The organism is Streptomyces sp. NPDC003032, assembly GCF_053591415.1.
The window spans coordinates 1-16,485 of sequence record NZ_JBSFTT010000074.1 but is presented as its reverse complement, the minus strand read 5'-3'; the positions used below and the strand labels follow the sequence as shown (position 1 = coordinate 16,485).

The 16,485-nt window shown below is 68.5% G+C and carries 20 protein-coding genes; 7 read left to right on the top strand and 13 right to left on the bottom strand.

The features are described 5' to 3' along the window. Positions 1-323: hypothetical protein (locus ACWDZ7_RS41295; RefSeq protein WP_451803902.1), on the top strand; the 323-nt coding region annotated here is incomplete at its 5' end. Positions 324-782: 459 nt separating this feature from the next. Here the strand turns inward: ACWDZ7_RS41295 and ACWDZ7_RS41290 are convergent. The 4 genes from ACWDZ7_RS41290 to ACWDZ7_RS41275 form a co-directional block, all read right to left on the bottom strand. Beyond that, the gene (locus ACWDZ7_RS41290) at positions 783-1,592 is read right to left on the bottom strand and encodes an ExeA family protein (protein WP_451803901.1); all 810 of its coding nucleotides are present in this window, start codon (positions 1,590-1,592) and stop codon (positions 783-785) included. Further along, the gene (locus ACWDZ7_RS41285; protein WP_451803900.1) at positions 1,589-1,816 is read right to left on the bottom strand and encodes a hypothetical protein; all 228 of its coding nucleotides are present in this window, start codon (positions 1,814-1,816) and stop codon (positions 1,589-1,591) included. The genes ACWDZ7_RS41290 and ACWDZ7_RS41285 overlap by 4 nt, the downstream gene beginning before the upstream one ends. A gap of 4 nt (positions 1,817-1,820) precedes the next feature. Next, entirely contained in the window at positions 1,821-3,215 is a 1,395-nt protein-coding gene (locus ACWDZ7_RS41280) for a DDE-type integrase/transposase/recombinase (protein ID WP_451803899.1), read from the bottom strand. 95 nt (positions 3,216-3,310) lie between these two features. Next, positions 3,311-3,685 carry a helix-turn-helix domain-containing protein gene (locus ACWDZ7_RS41275; protein ID WP_451803898.1) on the bottom strand — a complete coding sequence of 125 codons (375 nt, stop codon included), beginning with the start codon at positions 3,683-3,685 and terminating at the stop codon, positions 3,311-3,313. 613 nt (positions 3,686-4,298) lie between these two features. Here ACWDZ7_RS41275 and ACWDZ7_RS41270 point away from each other — a divergent pair. Then, positions 4,299-4,724: a hypothetical protein gene (locus tag ACWDZ7_RS41270; RefSeq protein ID WP_451803897.1), complete on the top strand. Its 426-nt coding sequence runs from the start codon at positions 4,299-4,301 to the stop codon at positions 4,722-4,724. A gap of 184 nt (positions 4,725-4,908) precedes the next feature. Here the strand turns inward: ACWDZ7_RS41270 and ACWDZ7_RS41265 are convergent, their stop codons facing one another. Continuing rightward, a complete protein-coding gene (locus ACWDZ7_RS41265; protein ID WP_451803896.1) occupies positions 4,909-5,376 on the bottom strand; it encodes a nuclear transport factor 2 family protein in 468 nt (155 codons plus the stop codon). A gap of 75 nt (positions 5,377-5,451) precedes the next feature. Between ACWDZ7_RS41265 and ACWDZ7_RS41260 the strand changes: the two genes are divergently transcribed. The 3 genes from ACWDZ7_RS41260 to ACWDZ7_RS41250 all read left to right on the top strand — a co-directional run bounded on the left by ACWDZ7_RS41260 (position 5,452) and on the right by ACWDZ7_RS41250 (position 7,259). Further along, complete coding sequence (locus ACWDZ7_RS41260) at positions 5,452-6,306, top strand: helix-turn-helix domain-containing protein (protein ID WP_451803895.1); 855 nt, start codon at positions 5,452-5,454, stop codon at positions 6,304-6,306. A 237-nt stretch (positions 6,307-6,543) separates the two neighbouring features. Then, positions 6,544-6,888 carry a transposase family protein gene (locus ACWDZ7_RS41255; RefSeq protein ID WP_451803894.1) on the top strand — a complete coding sequence of 115 codons (345 nt, stop codon included), beginning with the start codon at positions 6,544-6,546 and terminating at the stop codon, positions 6,886-6,888. Positions 6,889-7,043: 155 nt separating this feature from the next. Continuing rightward, the gene (locus ACWDZ7_RS41250; RefSeq protein ID WP_451803893.1) at positions 7,044-7,259 is read left to right on the top strand and encodes a hypothetical protein; all 216 of its coding nucleotides are present in this window, start codon (positions 7,044-7,046) and stop codon (positions 7,257-7,259) included. 519 nt (positions 7,260-7,778) lie between these two features. Here ACWDZ7_RS41250 and ACWDZ7_RS41245 read toward each other — a convergent pair. After that, complete coding sequence (locus ACWDZ7_RS41245; RefSeq protein ID WP_451803892.1) at positions 7,779-8,462, bottom strand: TetR family transcriptional regulator; 684 nt, start codon at positions 8,460-8,462, stop codon at positions 7,779-7,781. A gap of 95 nt (positions 8,463-8,557) precedes the next feature. Here ACWDZ7_RS41245 and ACWDZ7_RS41240 point away from each other — a divergent pair, with 95 nt between their 5' ends. Continuing rightward, on the top strand, positions 8,558-9,472 hold the full coding sequence (locus tag ACWDZ7_RS41240) for an SDR family oxidoreductase (RefSeq protein WP_451803891.1): 915 nt from the start codon (positions 8,558-8,560) through the stop codon (positions 9,470-9,472). Positions 9,473-9,805: 333 nt separating this feature from the next. On the opposite strand, the gene ACWDZ7_RS41235 is transcribed toward ACWDZ7_RS41240, so the two are convergent. The 5 genes from ACWDZ7_RS41235 to ACWDZ7_RS41215 all read right to left on the bottom strand — a co-directional run bounded on the left by ACWDZ7_RS41235 (position 9,806) and on the right by ACWDZ7_RS41215 (position 12,872). Next, the gene (locus ACWDZ7_RS41235) at positions 9,806-10,783 is read right to left on the bottom strand and encodes a transposase family protein (RefSeq protein WP_451803890.1); all 978 of its coding nucleotides are present in this window, start codon (positions 10,781-10,783) and stop codon (positions 9,806-9,808) included. Between the two features lie 31 nt (positions 10,784-10,814). Beyond that, entirely contained in the window at positions 10,815-11,348 is a 534-nt protein-coding gene (locus tag ACWDZ7_RS41230) for a GrpB family protein (RefSeq protein ID WP_451803889.1), read from the bottom strand. A gap of 28 nt (positions 11,349-11,376) precedes the next feature. Beyond that, the gene (locus tag ACWDZ7_RS41225) at positions 11,377-11,730 is read right to left on the bottom strand and encodes a hypothetical protein (protein ID WP_451803888.1); all 354 of its coding nucleotides are present in this window, start codon (positions 11,728-11,730) and stop codon (positions 11,377-11,379) included. Between the two features lie 106 nt (positions 11,731-11,836). Continuing rightward, a complete protein-coding gene (locus ACWDZ7_RS41220) occupies positions 11,837-12,334 on the bottom strand; it encodes a hypothetical protein (RefSeq protein ID WP_451803887.1) in 498 nt (165 codons plus the stop codon). A 1-nt stretch (position 12,335) separates the two neighbouring features. Continuing rightward, positions 12,336-12,872 carry a hypothetical protein gene (locus ACWDZ7_RS41215; protein WP_451803886.1) on the bottom strand — a complete coding sequence of 179 codons (537 nt, stop codon included), beginning with the start codon at positions 12,870-12,872 and terminating at the stop codon, positions 12,336-12,338. 156 nt (positions 12,873-13,028) lie between these two features. On the opposite strand from ACWDZ7_RS41215, the gene ACWDZ7_RS41210 reads away from it, so the two are divergent. Further along, positions 13,029-13,874, top strand: coding sequence for an aminoglycoside phosphotransferase (locus tag ACWDZ7_RS41210; protein ID WP_451803885.1), 846 nt, complete (start codon positions 13,029-13,031; stop codon positions 13,872-13,874). Positions 13,875-13,935: 61 nt separating this feature from the next. Here the strand turns inward: ACWDZ7_RS41210 and ACWDZ7_RS41205 are convergent, their stop codons facing one another. Next, the gene (locus ACWDZ7_RS41205) at positions 13,936-15,045 is read right to left on the bottom strand and encodes a hypothetical protein (RefSeq protein WP_451803884.1); all 1,110 of its coding nucleotides are present in this window, start codon (positions 15,043-15,045) and stop codon (positions 13,936-13,938) included. 440 nt (positions 15,046-15,485) lie between these two features. Further along, positions 15,486-16,349 carry a hypothetical protein gene (locus ACWDZ7_RS41200; RefSeq protein WP_451803883.1) on the bottom strand — a complete coding sequence of 288 codons (864 nt, stop codon included), beginning with the start codon at positions 16,347-16,349 and terminating at the stop codon, positions 15,486-15,488. Positions 16,350-16,485: the final 136 nt, after the last annotated feature.

Genomic DNA, 16,485 nt, shown 5'->3' with positions numbered 1-16,485 from the left:
AACACCTCACCACCCTCACCACAGCCCTCCCCCTCGCTGATCCGCCCACCCGCGACACCGCCGCACGCATCGAGGCAACCCTGAAAGCACTGATCACCCACACCAGCCCGCACACATCCGCCGCACACACCGCATGGACCACACCCGCCGTTCTCACCACAGACCAACCCGCCCCCCACACGCCCCCGGGCTCCAGCCCTACCGCGCAGCGGGCACTGCGCCACCTCCACCGTCTCGACGCCTGCCTGCTCACCCTCGCCGACACCCTCGGCATGCCCGCCGCTCCCAAGCACCCATCCCGCACCGCCGACCGGCAGAAGTGATCAAGTCCTGACCTCCGGCCGGATTCGCGCAGGTCCCTTGGCCTCCACGCCAGTCGGCTCGTGGGGGCAAGACAGGAGCATGAAGTGGCTCAGCCGCAGCAGCGCACGGAAACTGCAAGATCGAACTGCGCGACCGTGCCGACGCTGACCACTGCATCCCGTCACGCCCAGGTAATTTTCACGCTGGCATGCAGCGATGAGGAACAACCGACACCAATGAGCTGTCCCGACCCGGCCTCACCGTCCCACCCGCCTGGTTCACCCACCGGAGACGGCTGCGTCGGTCCCCTAGATGCCCGGTCACAAAGCCCGCCCCCCACCTGTTGCCCGGCACTCAAAATTCCGATGACGGCGGCGTTCACGGTGCCGATGTTCGGCGACAGTGAAGCCCCGCCGGCGGGGTGCCAGGCGGGGCTGTCATCGGCAAGGTGTCGCTGTCGTCGGCGAGGTGCCGGTGGTTCAGTCGACCACCTCGCTGATGGCCGCGCGGGCGGCTGCGTCGTCGACGAGGTTCTTGCCTTGGGCGAAGGCGGCGACGAGGGCCTGGAGGGCGAGGTTGTTGACCGCCCGTGGGTAGCCGCGCGAGGTGGTGTGGATCAAGGAGAGGGCGTCCTCGGTGAACAGCTGGTCGGGTCGGCCGACGAGCTTGAGGTGGTGGGTGATGTAGCTGGTGGTCTCGGCGGCGGTCATGCCCGGCATGGTGTAGCGCAGGGCGGTGCGCTGTTCGAGGGCTGCGAGGACGGCGAGTTTCATGGTCCTGCGCAGGGTGGGCTGGCCAACCAACAGGCAGGACAGCGGGGAGTCCTGGTCCATGCCCTGGTTGGTGAGCATCCGTACCGTTTCCAGCTGTTCGTAGGACAGCAGATGGGCTTCGTCCAGGACCAGGACGGGGGTGCGTCCGCGTTCTTCGCGCTCGGACATCAAGACCTTGGAGGTCTGGACGGCCAGGCGGGATCCGAGGTGGGCGGGGGCCTGGCCGAACGTGTTGACGATCTCTTCGTGGATGCCGCGGACGCCGATCATCGGGTTCGGCAGGTAGATGACGGAGTACTTCGAGGGGTCCAGGGCGTCCAGGCAGGTGCGGACGGAGACGGTCTTGCCGGCGCCGACCTCGCCGGTGACCACGCCGATGGAGCGTTCGGTGATGCACCAGGAGATCCGGGCGACGGCCTCGTTGTGGGACTGGTGGCGGTGGAGCATGCCGGGCGCCAGGTTGCGGCCGAACGGCATCCGTTCGAAGCCGTAGTGGGCCTGCAGTTTTTCGATCACGTGCAATCTCCGGGTCGTTCGCTGGCGGGGCCGGGAGTGAAGGGACGGCCGGTGAGGCGTTCGATGAACAGTTCGAGGTTGACGATGGCCCAGACGACGGCGGTGTCCTCGCCGAAGTGGGCGGCCAGGGCCGCGTCGGTGGTCGGGTCGCAGGCTTGGAAGAAACCGTGCAGCTCGGACAGGAAGCGGACCAGCCCGTCCTGTTCGCCGGGGGCGGTGGGCATGGGCTCAGCCCTCCGTCAGGTCGACCGCTTCGACGGGCTCGGCGGGGTGTTCACCGGCCAGGGCCACGTAGTTGACTCTGCTGGACAGGTCGGCCGCGTGTTCGCGGTCGATGAGGCCGAGGTAGTCGATGCCGGTGGTCGGTTTCGGCGGCTCGGCGGGGACCTCCGGCCGGGCCTTGGGGTGGCTGTGCCGGTTGATCTGGAACGGCAGGGCGGTTCCGGCGTCCTTGCCGTCGACACGGACGCCCAGGTAGGTCAGGTCGAAGGGATCGAAAACCAGCTCGACCTTGCGGCCGACCAGCTGCGGATCGACCTGGTAGCGGTTGCCCTGCAGGGAGACGGTGCCGGTGCGCGAGACGTTGCGGTGCTCGGACCAGCGGAAAGCCTCCGCCAGGTCGCCCGGCGCCGGGACCGGGAAGGGGGCCCCGACCATCCACCGCGCCAGCGGGGCCGCCTTGGTCTCGGAGTGCTCGCGGCGGTGGTAGACCGTCTCGACCCAGGCGGTGAACAGGCGGTTCATCTCCGCCAGGTCCCTGATCTCCCGGCCGACCTCGCCTTCGGCCGAGGCGATCTCGACGGTGAACTCCCCGTTCACGGTGCGGAAAAACCGCTCGATCTTGCCCCGGCCCTCCGGGCGGCCCGGGGCGGAGTGCACCAGCTTGATGCCCAGCTTCGCGCAGGCCCGCAGCAACCAGGAGTCGACAAAAGCACTGCCGTTGTCGACGTAGATGTACTGCGGGACGCCGCGGGCGGCCAGGGCCGGCCGCAGGGCCGCGGCCAGGCGCACGGTGTCCTCGGCAAAACCCCAGCGGTGGCCGACCACCGCGCGCGAGTGGTCGTCGATGAAGGCGAACAGGTACGTCTTTCGCCCGTCGATCCGCGGCCCGTGCAGCGCGTCGCCGGTCCACAGTTCGTTGGGACGGTCCGCCTCGAACCGGCCGAAGACCGCTGTCTGCCGGGGCGTGTGCAGGGAGGCCAGGCCGGTGCGGTTGAACATCCGCTGCAGCGTGCGTTCGTCCGGGGCCCAGCCAAGCTGTGCCTTGAGGATCCGCCTGACCTGCGCGGCCGTCCGCTCCGGATTCTCCTTCTTCAGCGCCGAGGCCAGCTCGAAGACCTCCGGCGGGGTGCGGGGATGGGTCTGGCGCGGGGAGGGAATCAGGGCGTCGAACCCGCCCTGGCGCCATTCCAGGATCCACCTGTCCAGCGTCCAGCGGCTGATCCTCACCCGCCGTCCGTCCGGGTCGGTGTGCTCCTCGCCGGCGAGTTTGCGCACCAGGGCGCCGCGCTGGCGGCCGGTCAGGCTCGGGTCGGCTGCCTCCCTGATCAGCATGTAGCGGAACAGGCCGATCTGCCGGGCCCGCTCCAGGCGGGCCGCCTGGTCGTCATCGTGTGGTGGCACGTGCACCTTCCTGATGCCGGGGTGTGCTTGTGGGCCCGCCGAGGCTGTCAGGGACAACCACCCGTTCGGCAGAGGCAGTTGGTGTTGATCGTTGATCAAGGCCAGTGCGGGGCCAGCAGCCGGCCGTGGGTGACGGCCGCCGCCAGCCGCCACGGCGACACCTCCCCGACGTCCGGCCAGCGCGAGCCGGCCGCCCGCCAGGCCCCGGCGACCGCCGCGACCGCGTCCGCGAACGGTGTCCCGGCAGCCGCCGGCGGCACCGGATCCACCCCTGCGTCCACCAGCAGCCATGTGAAGTACGCCCGGACGTGCTCCAGACGGCCCGCGAACCGCCGCAGCCAACCGCGGACGGTCTCCACCGGCCGCCCCAGCCGCCCAGCGATCGTCCGCACTCCGGCCCCCGCCGCCTTCGCCACCAGTGCCGCCCCGATCACCTCCGCCAGATCCACCCTCCTGACCAGCACGAACACCGGAAGAAGCACATGCGAAATGCCGCACCCGACACACCGCGCGCGCCGCGGACGAATCCGTACCGACCCCGATACATCCCGCAGCACCCGCTCGCGGGCCCAGCCCCACGGGGCCAGCACACCTCCGCAACGGCAACATTCCAAGCCGCCGCCCCTCAGCCGGGTCTCGACCTCAGCCGTGTCCGCCTCTACCGTGAGCACCGAGCGCCTCCATGCGCTTCACGGCCCTCCCGGACTCGGCCAAGAGATCATCGGGAGGGCCTTCTGCATGCCCTCATCGGCAAGGTGCCGCCGCCAACGAACACCCCGACCTCACCGGCATGCCACCGAACTCGTCGGAATGCTCAACGCCGGAGTCGTGCCCGCGACATGGGCATCGGGAATGCCGCTCAACAGCCCCTGGGCCCCCAGCCGCTCGATACGCCGTGCAGGCGTCGACTGCGCGTCCAGCACGGCCTCAGGCCAAGCGGTGGTCGTGGAGCGAGCCTACGGGACTTGATGCTGTACCGCAGGCTGGTGCGCGACTACGAGCACCAGCCCCGCTCCTCCGAGTCGCGGGTGTACTGATACTGCGCCGGCTGACCGGGGGTGCCGCGCCAGCCTGGCGCACCGCATGACCGACGGGGCGCTGACGCTCGGGGCGGTGCTGGCCCGGCTGGAAGAGCGCGAGGGGGAGATCGCCCCGCGCAGGCCGAGGCGGCCAAGGGACGTGATCGCGGAGCTTTCCGCGCAGCTGGAGGAGTTTCACCGGGCCGCCGAGGAGATCCGCATCACCCGCAAGACGCTGCTGGACCTGACCGAGCCGGTCCTGCCCGCGCCGCCGCCCCCGCAACTGCCGGACCATCCGGCCTACCAGCAGATCATGGCGGTGTTCAGCACGGCCTACGGCCCGCTGCGGGCCCGGCAGGTGTGCGAGGCGATGGACCCACGGATCGCTCCCAATACCGTCAACAACGCCCGCCTGAAGCTCAAGCGGCTTGTCGAACGCGGAATCCTGGTCGAGATCGAGCAGGGCTTGTTCACCCAGCGACGGCCGTAGCCGGCCAGTGATAGTGGCCACTTGGAATGGTTCTGATCCAAAGTGGATCAGAACCTTGGAATTCCCCACAGACGACCAGTTGGCGGGGAGAGATCTGGCCGCCAGTGGTCACCCAACGTTGTGGTTGTCGATGGTGGGTGGTCTGCTGGTGGTGCGCCTGGGCCGCCGTGGCAGGTTCGGCGGCTCAGATCTGCTGGTTGTCGGGACTGCCCGGCGCATGGCCAGTTCGGGGTACCTCCTGCGGAGCTTCGCCAAAGAGCAGGCGGTGCCCGCGGGCTGTGTCCGTGTACTCGCGGACTCGGTGGATCAACCCGTCCCGGAGTTCGAAGACGAAGCAGTAGTCGTTGCTGTAGTGGTGCCCGTCGGCGAGAGTTGCCGTCATGGTGAACTCCGCCACCCCCCGTTCGCCATCGGCGTGCAGCCCCAGGAAGGTGACGGTGACGTCTCGCACGAAGACACGGGGGAAGTCCTCGGCGAAGAAGCGCGCGATGGCCTTCCTGCCGACCATGTGGTTGGTCGCCCCGAGCGCGGTGGCGATGGCGTTCCCGGGGGGCGACAGCCACTCGGCGTCCTCGGTGAGGACCGCGGAGATCCGGTCGTGGTCATAGCTGGCCAACGCCTGGAAGGCGTTTTGGATGATGATGTCGCTCATGAGCCCACTGTCACCGCCCGCGCGTTCGGGTGTCTTGGACAAATGTTCCGATCGGTCTCCCCGTAGCATGGGGTGATGCAATCCGCCGTGCGTGAGCGTGAGGCCGTGGCCAGGTGGGAGGTGGCGGGGCCACCGTGGCGCGGCCGGACAGGCGGCATCAGCCTGGTCGGGTTCCGCGATCGGGGCACTGGTCCCGTCGACCTGCCGGTGATCCCGCACCCGGCCCTCACCCTGGTCGTCGAGTTCGGCGAAGGTCCGCTCATCGTGGGCGACGCCGTCGGCCGGCAACAGCGCGGAGGTCTCGTCACCGGGCTCACCTCCAGTGCAGTGTCTATGCAGGGCGAGAACGTCGCATGCGTGGAGGTACACCTGTCCCCGGTGGTCACGCACACCGTGCTGGGGGTCGCCCCGGCGGAGCTGGACCATACCGTGGTTCCCCTCGACGAACTGTGGGGCCGGGACGCGGCACGGCTGCGGGAGCAACTCAGTGGGGCCCAGTCCTGGGAGGACCGTTTCGCGTTGACGGATGCCTTCCTCGCCCGTCGCCGCGGGACGGGGCCACCGGTGGACCCGGAGGTGGCCCGGGCCTGGAACCAGATCGTCGTCAGCCGCGGCCAGGCCAGGGTCGAGGACCTGGCAGCCGAAGTCGGCTGGAGCCGCAGGCGCCTCTGGTCCCGGTTCCGGTCACAGATCGGCCTGCCTCCCAAGCGCGCCGGGACACTGGTCCGCTTCCACCATGCGGCCCACCACTTGACCGCAGGCGGCAGCGCGGCCCGCGTCGCAACAGACTGCGGTTACGCCGATCAGTCCCACCTCCACCGCGAGGTCATGGCATTCACCGGAATGACTCCCGCGGCACTGGCCGGTGACCCGGGCCTGGCAGTGGACGACATCGCATGGGCGGGGCACGACACCGGCGAGACGCGCTAACCACCCGCCCCACGCGGTACGCACCGCTCGCCACAGGCGCAGGGTGGCCTCCACCCCGTGGAGCACAAGCTGCGATGCCACACCGACTACCGCCCGTGAGCTTCGAACTGGCCGTACGTGGGGAATTCGAACGGCTCATCCAAGATTTCCGTGAAGCCGGGATGTGCCCCCGTGCGCCCGTGATGCTCCGTCACACCTGCGCGGACACTCGGGGCGTGTGAGGAACTGCTCAAGGCCGTGCTGCCGCACCTCTCCGGGATGCTGGTGGAGCTGGTGAGTGTGGAGGACGGCAATTTACGTATCGAGGGGCGGACCCCGGGCGACGTCGCCGTCTCGTGCCCCGATTGCGGATGTTCGTCGAGGCGTCGCCACAGTGGGTACCGACGCAGACTCGCCGACTGCGCCATCGGCGGACGACCGGTGGCGATCGAGCTTCGGATACGCCGTCTGTTCTGCGACAACCCCAACTGCAAGTGGGTGACGTTCGCCGAGCAGGCCGACGGGCTGACCGAGCGGTATCAGCGGATGCGCACCTGCTTAGCAGAGGCAGGCGAGGCACCCCCGCGCGGTCCAGTCCCCTGACCGCTTTCAGCGCCTGACGGATTCGCTACACACGGAGACGAAGGTGTGCCGCCCTCGGCGGCACGTTCACCCATTCAGCCCAGTTTGCGGCGCTCCACTGCTCAGACAGGGCCACCATGGCGAGAGGAACTACCCGTACACATCTGGAGCACCTCATGATCAGGAAACTGCATGACGCCGGGCTGCGCAGCGAACACGCCTACACCGCTGCCCTGGCCTCGATTGGGCTGTCGGTCCTGGCCTGGGCCGCCTCCGTCAAAGGTGAATCAGCCGGCGTCGACCGTGCCGACCGTTGGGGCATCTTCGTGGGCGAATGGGCTCCGACCTTCTTCGGCCTCGGCCTGGCCCTCGCCCAGTACGAAGACGACTGAACCCTCCCGTGCGGCGAGGTCTTGGACCGTGGCAGCAACGGTGGCATGCCTGGAGGACAGTCCAACCTGGGCGGCCCGCCAGCCGGCAGAAGCAGGAGACGCGCACCGCGCCCTGCACCCCGCGTCCAGACCCTGAAGGTCCTGGCCCCGGCGGGATCCTCGACCTTGTCGCCGCCCCTGACCGTGGCCACGAATGTGACAAGCACAGCTATCTTTGCCACGGCGCCGTCATCGTTGCCTCGTTCGACTCTGGCTTGGCCCGTGGCCACGGGCAGGGACCATGGCTCGTCCACAACGAGGCGGTGCTCTTGCACCGCCTGCGAGGCTCGAGCGTGAGCAGGGGCCCGAGGGTGGGTGATGCGGGCGGCTATGGACTCAAGGCGCCGAACAGACGGGCGAGTTGTCCGGAGCTGGAGGAGGCTCCCTTTGCGGTGGCGCAGTCGTGGGAAGCCTCCAAGGTGGCCTGGCCGTGCCCGGCACGTGGCATCAACTGACGGTGCCTCTCCCTTTTCCCTACTCTCAGATGGCTCGGTGTGCGGGAGTCCCCTGGCGGGCGAGGAGTCCGCAGACGGTCACCTCTGCCGTGTGGCGCACCAGGTCGGCGAAGTCCGTCCGCAGCGCAGCGAGCGCCGGGTTGGAGTCGTAGGCGGCCTGTAGTGCCTCCGAGGGTCGGCTGCACGGCCAGGCGGCCATGGCCGTGAGCAAGGTCGTCTCCACCAGCCGGTATGCGCCCTCGGTACCGAGTTCGGGAAGGTGCCGCTGGACCTGCTCGACCAGGATCTGCGTGCTCTGCCAGGCCACGTGCTTGTGCCGGATCGCGACCTCGGTGGAGATGTTGTGTTCCAGCACCGCGGCCTGCGCGCTCAGCAGGTCACACAGCACCGGCCGCCCGGCCAGGGAGGCCGCCAGGGTCTGTGCCAGCTGGTCCCCGCGCTCGTATGGTGTGCCCGCAACCGGTCCGGTGGTGTGCTCCACTTCGGCGATCCAGTCCCGCATCTCGGCTTGCAAGAGTTCGAGCAGGACTGCTTCGCGCGACTCGAAATAGCGCAGCACGTTGGATTTGGCCAGCCCTATTCGGCGGCTCAGCTCGTTGAGGCTGAGCTTGGCGACCGGCATCTCGGTCAGCATCGCGGCCGCGGCCGCCAGGATCTGACGGCGTCGTTCGAGTCGCTGCTCGGCGCTGCGTGCGCGCTGGAATTCCACCCGCCCATCGTAACTACCCACCGGCCTCTTAATGCTAGACCGGCGGTCTGTTACGGTTGACCACATTAGAGACCGGCAGTCTTTTAGGAGATGTGATGTACCGGGTTCCTGATCAACACGGAAAGCTCGCCGTCGTGACGGGCGCGAACAGCGGCACCGGCAAAGAGGCCGCCACACGTCTGGCCGCGGCCGGAGCCCACGTGGTGCTCGCCGTGCGCACCCCAGCCAAGGGCGGGCAAGCGCGAGCGGAGATCCTCGCCGCGCACCCCGACGCCCAGGTCGAGGTCCGCCGGCTCGACCTGGCCGACCTGGCTTCGGTCCGCGAGTTCGCCGACGACCTGATCGCCGACGGCAGGCCGCTGGACCTGCTGCTCAACAACGCCGGAGTGGCGAACGTGCCCAGCCGGCTGGAGACAGCGGACGGATTCGAGCTGCAACTGGGCAGCAACTTCCTGGGCCCGTTCGCGCTCACGGTGAAGCTGCTGCCGCTGCTGCTGGCCGCCCCCGCGCCCCGCGTGGCCACGATGAGCAGCCTCGGCGCCGCCACCGGCCGGATCGACTTCGACAACCTCCAGTCCACCGGCCACTACAGCCCCACCAAGGCATACGCCCAGTCCAAACTGGCCGACCTGATGATGACCCTGCACCTGGCGGACATCGCGGCCCGACACCATTGGCATCTGCTGTCGGTCGGCGCGCACCCCGGCACCACGCGCACCAACCTGATGACCTCGGGACCGACCCTCGGCGGCGGCCGCCCCGGTGGGTTCACCTCGCTGGCCGCCAAAATCGTGCCCTCCCAGGGCCCCGAGCAAGGCGCGGAACCGCTGCTGTACGCGGCAACCAGCCCCGACGCCACGCCCGGAGGCTACTTCGGCCCACGCTGGATCATGACCGGCCCCCCGAAAGCCGTCCGCCCGCCGCGCCGAGCACAGGACAAGACCGCCGCGGCACGCCTGTGGACCGAAGCCGAACACCTCACCGGCACCACCGTCGCCGCCCAGCTCTGACCAGCTCGCCCCGCCCGCACGGTCCCGCCCGTCCGGCCAGGCCGCACCGCGCGAGCCTTACGCGGGTGTCCGGTGTGGCGTCGTTCTCGCAGGTCCAAGTGATCCTGAAAGAGCTGCTCGTTCCTTCGGTCGCAGGCAACACGCGGGAAAGGTCCCGGTGATCAGGGCCTCCCGGTCCGGTGCGGGTCGCACAAGCTGGGGCCAGCGGTCCATGCGCGAATCCACAACGAAGGCGCATGGTCCCGGCGTGCTGGTCAGGGCCGACCAGCCTTACGACTCGGTACGCGATTGAGGTCGAGGCATGCTGGTCTGGGCGATTGGCAGGTGGGGTGATCAGCAGGCGGTCCGGCGGGCGAGCACGAGTTCGGTGCTCATGCGCCGCCGGGAGGCCCTGCGGGCGGTGCGGTCGGAGACCAGTCCGGCGATGGCGGCGTGTGTTTCGGCGTAGGACTCCCGGCGGCCGAGGTATCGCTGGAGCGGCCGCCATTTCTTCTCCTCGCCGATGGTGTGCTCCACGCAGATCCGTGCCGAGGACTGCCGTCGGCGCGCCTCACGCCAGGCGTACCGCTCGCCCAGTGGCGCCTCGTCGTTCGGCTTGCGCGGCGGTGCTTGCACCTGCTGGGGGAAGCTATTGGCGAGGCCCCGGTAGCCCTCGTCGGCCTTCGCCTTCACCTGTGGATGCAGCCGCAGCTGCTCGGCGATGCCCTCGGTGCACATGGCGGTCTGGTCGTGCATCCGGCCGGGCCGGTCGGCTCCGGACCACAGCAAACGCCCCGAGCCGTCGCCGATGGTCGTGGTCTTGGCGGTGTTCTGCCTCTTCTTGCCGGAGACGAACGCCTTGCGGCCGGGGCGTCCCGCCTTGGGGCGGCGGATCTGGGTCTCGGTGCCATCGATCCGCAGCTCGACGCCTTCGGCTTCGGCATAGGCGAAGACATCGGCCAGAGTGCGCAGGCGGATGCCGGGCCGGTCGGGGACGGCGAAGCCGCGGGCTGCGAGCAGCGGCCGGATCTCGTGAATGGCGCGGGTGACGGTGGGGCGGCTCACGCCGTAGAGCTCGGCGAGCGCCGCATGCGGCAGCTGCAGGCGCAGGTGAACCACGGTGACCAGGATCCGGTCGGTGAAGACCAGTGTGTGGTCCGGCCCTGCGCCGGCCGCCCGTCGGCGATCGCCGCCTCTGCGCTCGCGCAGGGCGGACTCGCACCGGGCCGTCCACGGAACAGCCAACTCCTCGATCAAAACGCCGAGATGTGCACGCTCAAGGCCACAGAAGGCAGGATGAGACAAGGCCGCACGGGCTCGGTAATGCGTCACAACATCACCAACCCGTGCGGCCCGCCTTACGTCACGATTCGCCGACGGCCCGAGCGGCGTAGGACTTCGCGACCAGTTCCTCCACCACAACGCTCTTCGCCGCCGAGTAGGCCGTCCTGCCCTCGCTGTCGGCAGGGAACCGCTGCGCCAGGGCCACCTTCAACGCGCTGTAGCGCTGGACTTCATCGGGCCGCTGGCGTAGGTAATCACGGAGTAGGACGTGATCAAGGTAGGGCTTTGAGCCCGCGACCACGCCGTACAGATGATGATCGGGAGCCGCAGGAGGGGCTTGGAAAGCCGCCCGCCCCCGAATCCCCAGGTCGCCTTCGTGTCGGTAGCCCTGCCCGGTGAGCCGGGAAATCAACTCGGGCATGACGGCCTCCTCGGACACCACGATGTCGAGGTCGATGATCGGTTTGGCGGCGCACCCGCGCACGGCCGTACTGCCGACATGTTCGATGGATACAGCCAGATCCGCGACATGAGGTGCCAGCCGCTGCCGCAGATCCTTAAACCGCTCGGGCCATCGTGGGTCGTAGTCACTGACCATGATCATGCCAGTCATGTGGGCAGTCTCTCAGGATCGCCAGGACTCATTGCATCCCTCGCAGATCCCTGGCTATCGCGTACCGAGTCGTTAGCGGCAATGCCGTGACTGTGCTGGGGATGCTGGTAAGCCGCTGACGGCTGGGTGACTGCGGTGCTTGGCTGGGGGTGTGCGGGGTGGTGTCATCGGCGGAGGTGGCCGCGGTGTCGATGCGGCCGGAGATGCCGTGAACCCGCTGCGCCCGCTCGATCCGCGCCGGGGAGATGCAGCCTGAATCGACGACATCTTCGGCAGGCAGCAACTGCCGCTCGGCCAGCTCGTCGTGGAGGGTGTCGGTCAGCTCGATACCCTGGACGGTGGAGATGATGGTGGCGACATGGACCACCCGCTCGGGCGACACCGGGATGCCGGCTTCGCGACCGGATGCCGCCCCCGTACATGAACGCTCCTGCCGGCGCCGCAGTACCTTGCGCGGGTGCCAGCCGAAACCGGTGCTGGAGCAGGCGTCAGCTACACGATCCGTACGGCGCACTGACTCTTGGACTGCTGGGCAGAGCCCGGACATTCGACGGCGCGGCCAAGACATCGCGCAGCCGCTCGATCTCCATCCTCTGGGCGGCGATCTGTGACAGAGCCCGCTCCCGGAAGTCAGTGAGGCCATCGATCTGCGCGTCACGCGCGGCGAGGCGCTCCTTCAGCCCGGAGACCTGTTCTTTGAGACGCTCGATCTGTGCATCCCGCGGGTCCGGAATCACGCCCGTTTCCCGAAGCTCGGCCAGCCGGCGCTCAAACTCCTCCGCCAGGTGTTGGTAGGGGCCAGGCCGCGACGAGCCATCGCGGTTCTTCTTGGGATAGAAACCGGTGCGGGCGACTCCGGCCCGGATCGCGAGGGTCTTGATGTCGCACTTGCCGCCCGCAGGAACGTCACCGGCAAGGAGCCGCTCCATGACCTGCCGAATAGCCGTCTCGTTGTTCCGCCGGGTCTCGTCGCTGATGCGGGCCACGTCAGGCCCCCGTTCCGCAGAGGGCGTCGATCTCGCCCAGCACCCGTTCATCGCGGGCGAGTTCCGTACCCAGCCGGGCCTTCTCCGTCCGCTGCGCGCGCCCGATAGTGGCGATGAAGACCTTCTTGCTCTCGGCACTGGCCGCCCACACCGGACGATGCCCGGCATGATGGGTGGCCTGGGGGCACCGCGCCGAATCGCACATGCCGATCAAGGGCTCCGTCGCCCCGCGGGCATGGGATCCGGCGAGCTTGAGACACAGCGCCTTGGACGGATCGAGGAACCAGCAGTAGTTCGCCGGCCCCAGATGCAGGGACTTGGCCCGCTTGGCGAGCAGGTTCGTCACCTCCTGATCGCTGCGCTTGATGTTCGGCGCCCCTGAGGAATCCAGCTGTTCGTCGACGAACGCGAAGAAATCCAGGAGGTCGCTGGCGCCAGGCCCCACAGGCCGGATACCGGTTTGGTAGTCGTGGAATGCGTCCAGGGCGACACGCATCTTGTGCTCGCGCTCCTCTTGGCCAAACTCGGCCATCAGCACCGACTGGGCCCCACCGGGGCGGTCTAATGGTGGAGTCGGGTATTGGAACCCTCGGAATACCCCGGTCACGATCTTCCTCTCTGGCTGACTTCTGAAGGCCGGTGCTGGGCGAAAAGAAGGTGCACTGGGCAAGGCGGTGTCGGCAAAATGCCCGGCGTGACTGAGCTGCCGAGTAACGCCGTCCCGCCCCCTGCCGTCCTCGATGCCTTCGGCGTGAAGGGCACTCCTGTCCCGCTGGTTGGCGGGCAAGGACGAAGCGTTCTCGTCGGTGGGTTTGTGTTCAAGCCTGCGGAGGGAACTGAGGACGAGGCCGAGTGGGCTGCTTCCCTGTTCGAGACGCTGGCACCGGGCAGTGGCTTCCGCATCCCGTTGCAGCTCCGGGCCGTCGGCGGGCCGAGCGTCGTGGACGGCTGGACGGCCAGCGAGTTCCTGACCGGTGAGCCTGATCCGCAGGAGCACTGGACTGGTGTGCTCAGCGCCGGCCGTGCCTTCCATGCCGCCCTGCGACAGATGCCCCGGCCCGACTTCCTTGATCGGCATACCCACCCCTGGGCCGTGGCCGACCGCGTCGCATGGAACGAACAGGACATCGACGTGATCCAGGACCTCGCCGCGCCGTTCTCGGCTCTGCTGGCGTTGAGGCGCCCGGTGAAGCAGGACGCAGCTCAGCTCATCCACGGCGATCTCACTGGCAATGTGCTCTTCGCTGCGGACGAAGTGCCGGCTGTGATCGACTTTTCGCCGTATTGGCGGCCTCCGGTGTTCGCCGAGGCCATCGTGGTCACAGATGGTCTGCTGTGGTTCGATCTTCCGTCCGACCTGCTGACGAGTGGCAGCGATCATCCTGACTTTCAGCAGATGCTGATTCGTGCACTGATCTTCAGGCTCGTCGCACACAGCGAGAGCGCAGGACCGTTGGGGCGGGCTCAGCCTGGTGAGCCGGAGCGGTATGTGAGGGCAACCGACGTTGTGGTAAAGACGTGTGCAGCGCTTCAGGGTTAGTCCTCTCGGGTGGTTTCCGGCTGAACGAGCTCGGAGTATCGGAACCCTCGGAACTCCGCGGTCATGGTCTTCCTCTCTGGCTGACATCGGCGGCGTAGGAGGCCCAGTCGCCAGCGGATGCCTTCTGCCATTGGACGGCGACTTGGATGTGGACGCCGAGCATCCGGGCGAGGATGGCGGCGGGCAGTTCAGCGGCGAGGGCGAACAGGGCTGTGGAGCGGTCCTGTTGGGGCCGAATGCCGATCTTGTGCAACCGCAGACCGACCTGGCTGTCGCTGAGTGGACGCCCTGGTTGTCCTCCGGGGAAGAGCCAAGGGGCGTCGTCCGGAGTGCCGATCTTGGCTTTGCCGCGTCGGGTCGCGACGAGCTCGCGGACCAGGGCGCCAAGCGGCATCGGAAGGATGACCGGCGAGGTTCCGAAGGCAATCGCGACCGTCTCACCGGTGATGTCGACGTCCTCGACCGTGAGTCGGCTGATGGTAGAGATCTTCTGCGCGTAGAGGATCAGCAGCAGTCCAGCGACTCGGTCCGCGGTGGCCAGCGTGTCGTCGTTGAGGAGGCGTCGCGCGTCGGCCCAGCGTTTCTCGCTGTCGATGGTGCCCTGCGGGCCGGTCCAGCGGACGGCACCGCAGGTGAGGGCATGCGCATGACGATGCTGTACGGACCAGCGGACGAAGTGGCCGGTCTCGTCGCGATAGCGGAAAACGGGATCGGTCATCCAGCGTTCCAGGTCGGCTTGTGTGCAGGCGCCCAGGGTGAGACCTTCGCCAGCGAGCCAGGCGAGGAAGTTGTCGGCCGCGGTGACGTGGCAGCGCACGTTCATGTCCTGCAGTTGAGTGGTGTGCTGTTTGTCGACTCGGCGGCGGAGCCGGCGCAGGTGGTGCCAGACCGCGTAACCGTGCAGGATCCGGCGTTCGGCGAGATCTGTGCGAGCCTGGACGGTTGTGGTGATCCATTTCTCCAGAGCGACGAGCCGTTCGTCGCGCGGTGGCAGGGCTCCCGTGGCGACGAGGACGCTGCGAAGGTGGGCCAGCACCTTGCCCGGCGGAAGTTCGTCGAGGAGGTCGTGGGTGACAGAACGCTCGTCTCGGCCTATGCGTACCAGCAGGTCCCGGGCCTTTGCTCGCGAGATCCAGGCCAGTGCGACGTCCGGGCGCTCGGCGTCCGTCAATGCCGCGTGGAAGGCCGCAAGCTCGGGTGCGACAGCCCCGGCGTTGTCACCGAGGAGGTCGCGGATCTTCTGATCCAGGACGCATCGCTGGCAGGGGCGAGGGCTGAGCTGCCAGGTGGTCGTGCAGACGGGGCAGCGTCCCCAGAAGTCGGGGTCGGAGTTGGTGCACTTCGCGCACAACGGCTCCTCCCAGGTGCCGCCGCGGGCTTGTGCGACGGTGCCACAGTCGCTGCAGGTCGCCCATCGTTGCTGGCAGCGTTCGCACCAGGGCTGCCTGGTGGCGCGGGAAATCTCGCAAGGGGAGGTGCGGCCGCAGTGCCCGCACTCTCTGATCTCCTTCGGCCTGCAGTTGTTGCAGCGGACTCCGTCGATGAGCCGGACCGCGACCGGCTGACGGCGTCCGCAGCCGACGCAGACTTCCAGGTTGACCGGGTCGCGGATCAGGCAGTTGGGACACAGTGGCTGTCCGGTGGCATCGCGGTGGCGGGTTCACGGACGGCTCCGCAGCGTGCGCAGGGGACGGCCGCATGCTTCGCGAAGCAGGCCCGGCAGATCCGCTTGCCGTCCAGGAGCTTCGACAGCGACTTCACTCCGTGACAGCGCGGGCAGGCCGGCTTGACGACGATGGTGGCGCCGGCGGCGCCGAGTTCGCCGATGAACCGCAACACGGCCGGAGTGGGGGCCCCGTGCCCGGCGCCGGTCAGCAGCTCGGGACGGTCGATCACGGCCCAGGCCAGTCGACGCTGCCCGGCCGGACGCTTCGTGGACCGCTCCAGAGCGGCCCGGACGGTGTCCGCGTCGAGCGCGGGGTCGAGCTCAGTGATCATCTGGGCGAGTTCCCGGACCGGATCGCCGTCGCTATCAGGGCACTTGGCGCATCGGGGCTGCCCGTGGCGGTCGCGGCTGACGACTCGCCGCTGCTGGTGGCAGCCCGCGCAGACGGCAGGTGTGTCGAAGCAGGGCGAGCATCCCCACCGTCCGCCCGAGCGGCTGCCGACGTAGGGGCGCGGGCGTCCGCACTCGCCGCAGCGGGGAAGAGCAGTGTCCTGGGCGCCCGCTTCATGCAGGACCATCAGCAGCTTGGCGACGCGGAATGGAGCGGGTGGCTTGCCTGTCCGCAGCAGCGACGGGTTGTCGTGCAGGGCCTGGGCGAGATTGCGGCGGCCAGCTCGTGAGCGTACGAGCGTGCAGACGATGTCCCGGATGCGGTCGGCGTCCAGGCGCTTCTCGACGTTGCCGACCAGTCGCACGACCAGGCCGACCGGATCGGCGAGAACTTCCTCGGCGAGCGCAGGTGTCGTCACCGCTCAACTCCTGTGATCCGGGCTCGCCTTGGCCGCAGTTCGCCGACACCTTCAGAAGTGGTGGCCCCGCCTGCGGCGGCCTTCTTGGGCTTCTTCGCCGCCCCGGCCGTGGCGATCGGTTCGATGAGCTCGTCCA

Coding starts and splice junctions, on each gene's coding strand:
- ACWDZ7_RS41285 (WP_451803900.1), bottom strand. CDS start 1,816: ATGCCCACCGCCCCCGGCGAACAGGACGGGCTGGTCCGCTTCCTGTCC.
- ACWDZ7_RS41270 (WP_451803897.1), top strand. CDS start 4,299: ATGACCGACGGGGCGCTGACGCTCGGGGCGGTGCTGGCCCGGCTGGAA.
- ACWDZ7_RS41265 (WP_451803896.1), bottom strand. CDS start 5,376: ATGAGCGACATCATCATCCAAAACGCCTTCCAGGCGTTGGCCAGCTAT.
- ACWDZ7_RS41260 (WP_451803895.1), top strand. CDS start 5,452: ATGCAATCCGCCGTGCGTGAGCGTGAGGCCGTGGCCAGGTGGGAGGTG.
- ACWDZ7_RS41250 (WP_451803893.1), top strand. CDS start 7,044: ATGATCAGGAAACTGCATGACGCCGGGCTGCGCAGCGAACACGCCTAC.
- ACWDZ7_RS41240 (WP_451803891.1), top strand. CDS start 8,558: ATGTACCGGGTTCCTGATCAACACGGAAAGCTCGCCGTCGTGACGGGC.
- ACWDZ7_RS41230 (WP_451803889.1), bottom strand. CDS start 11,348: ATGACTGGCATGATCATGGTCAGTGACTACGACCCACGATGGCCCGAG.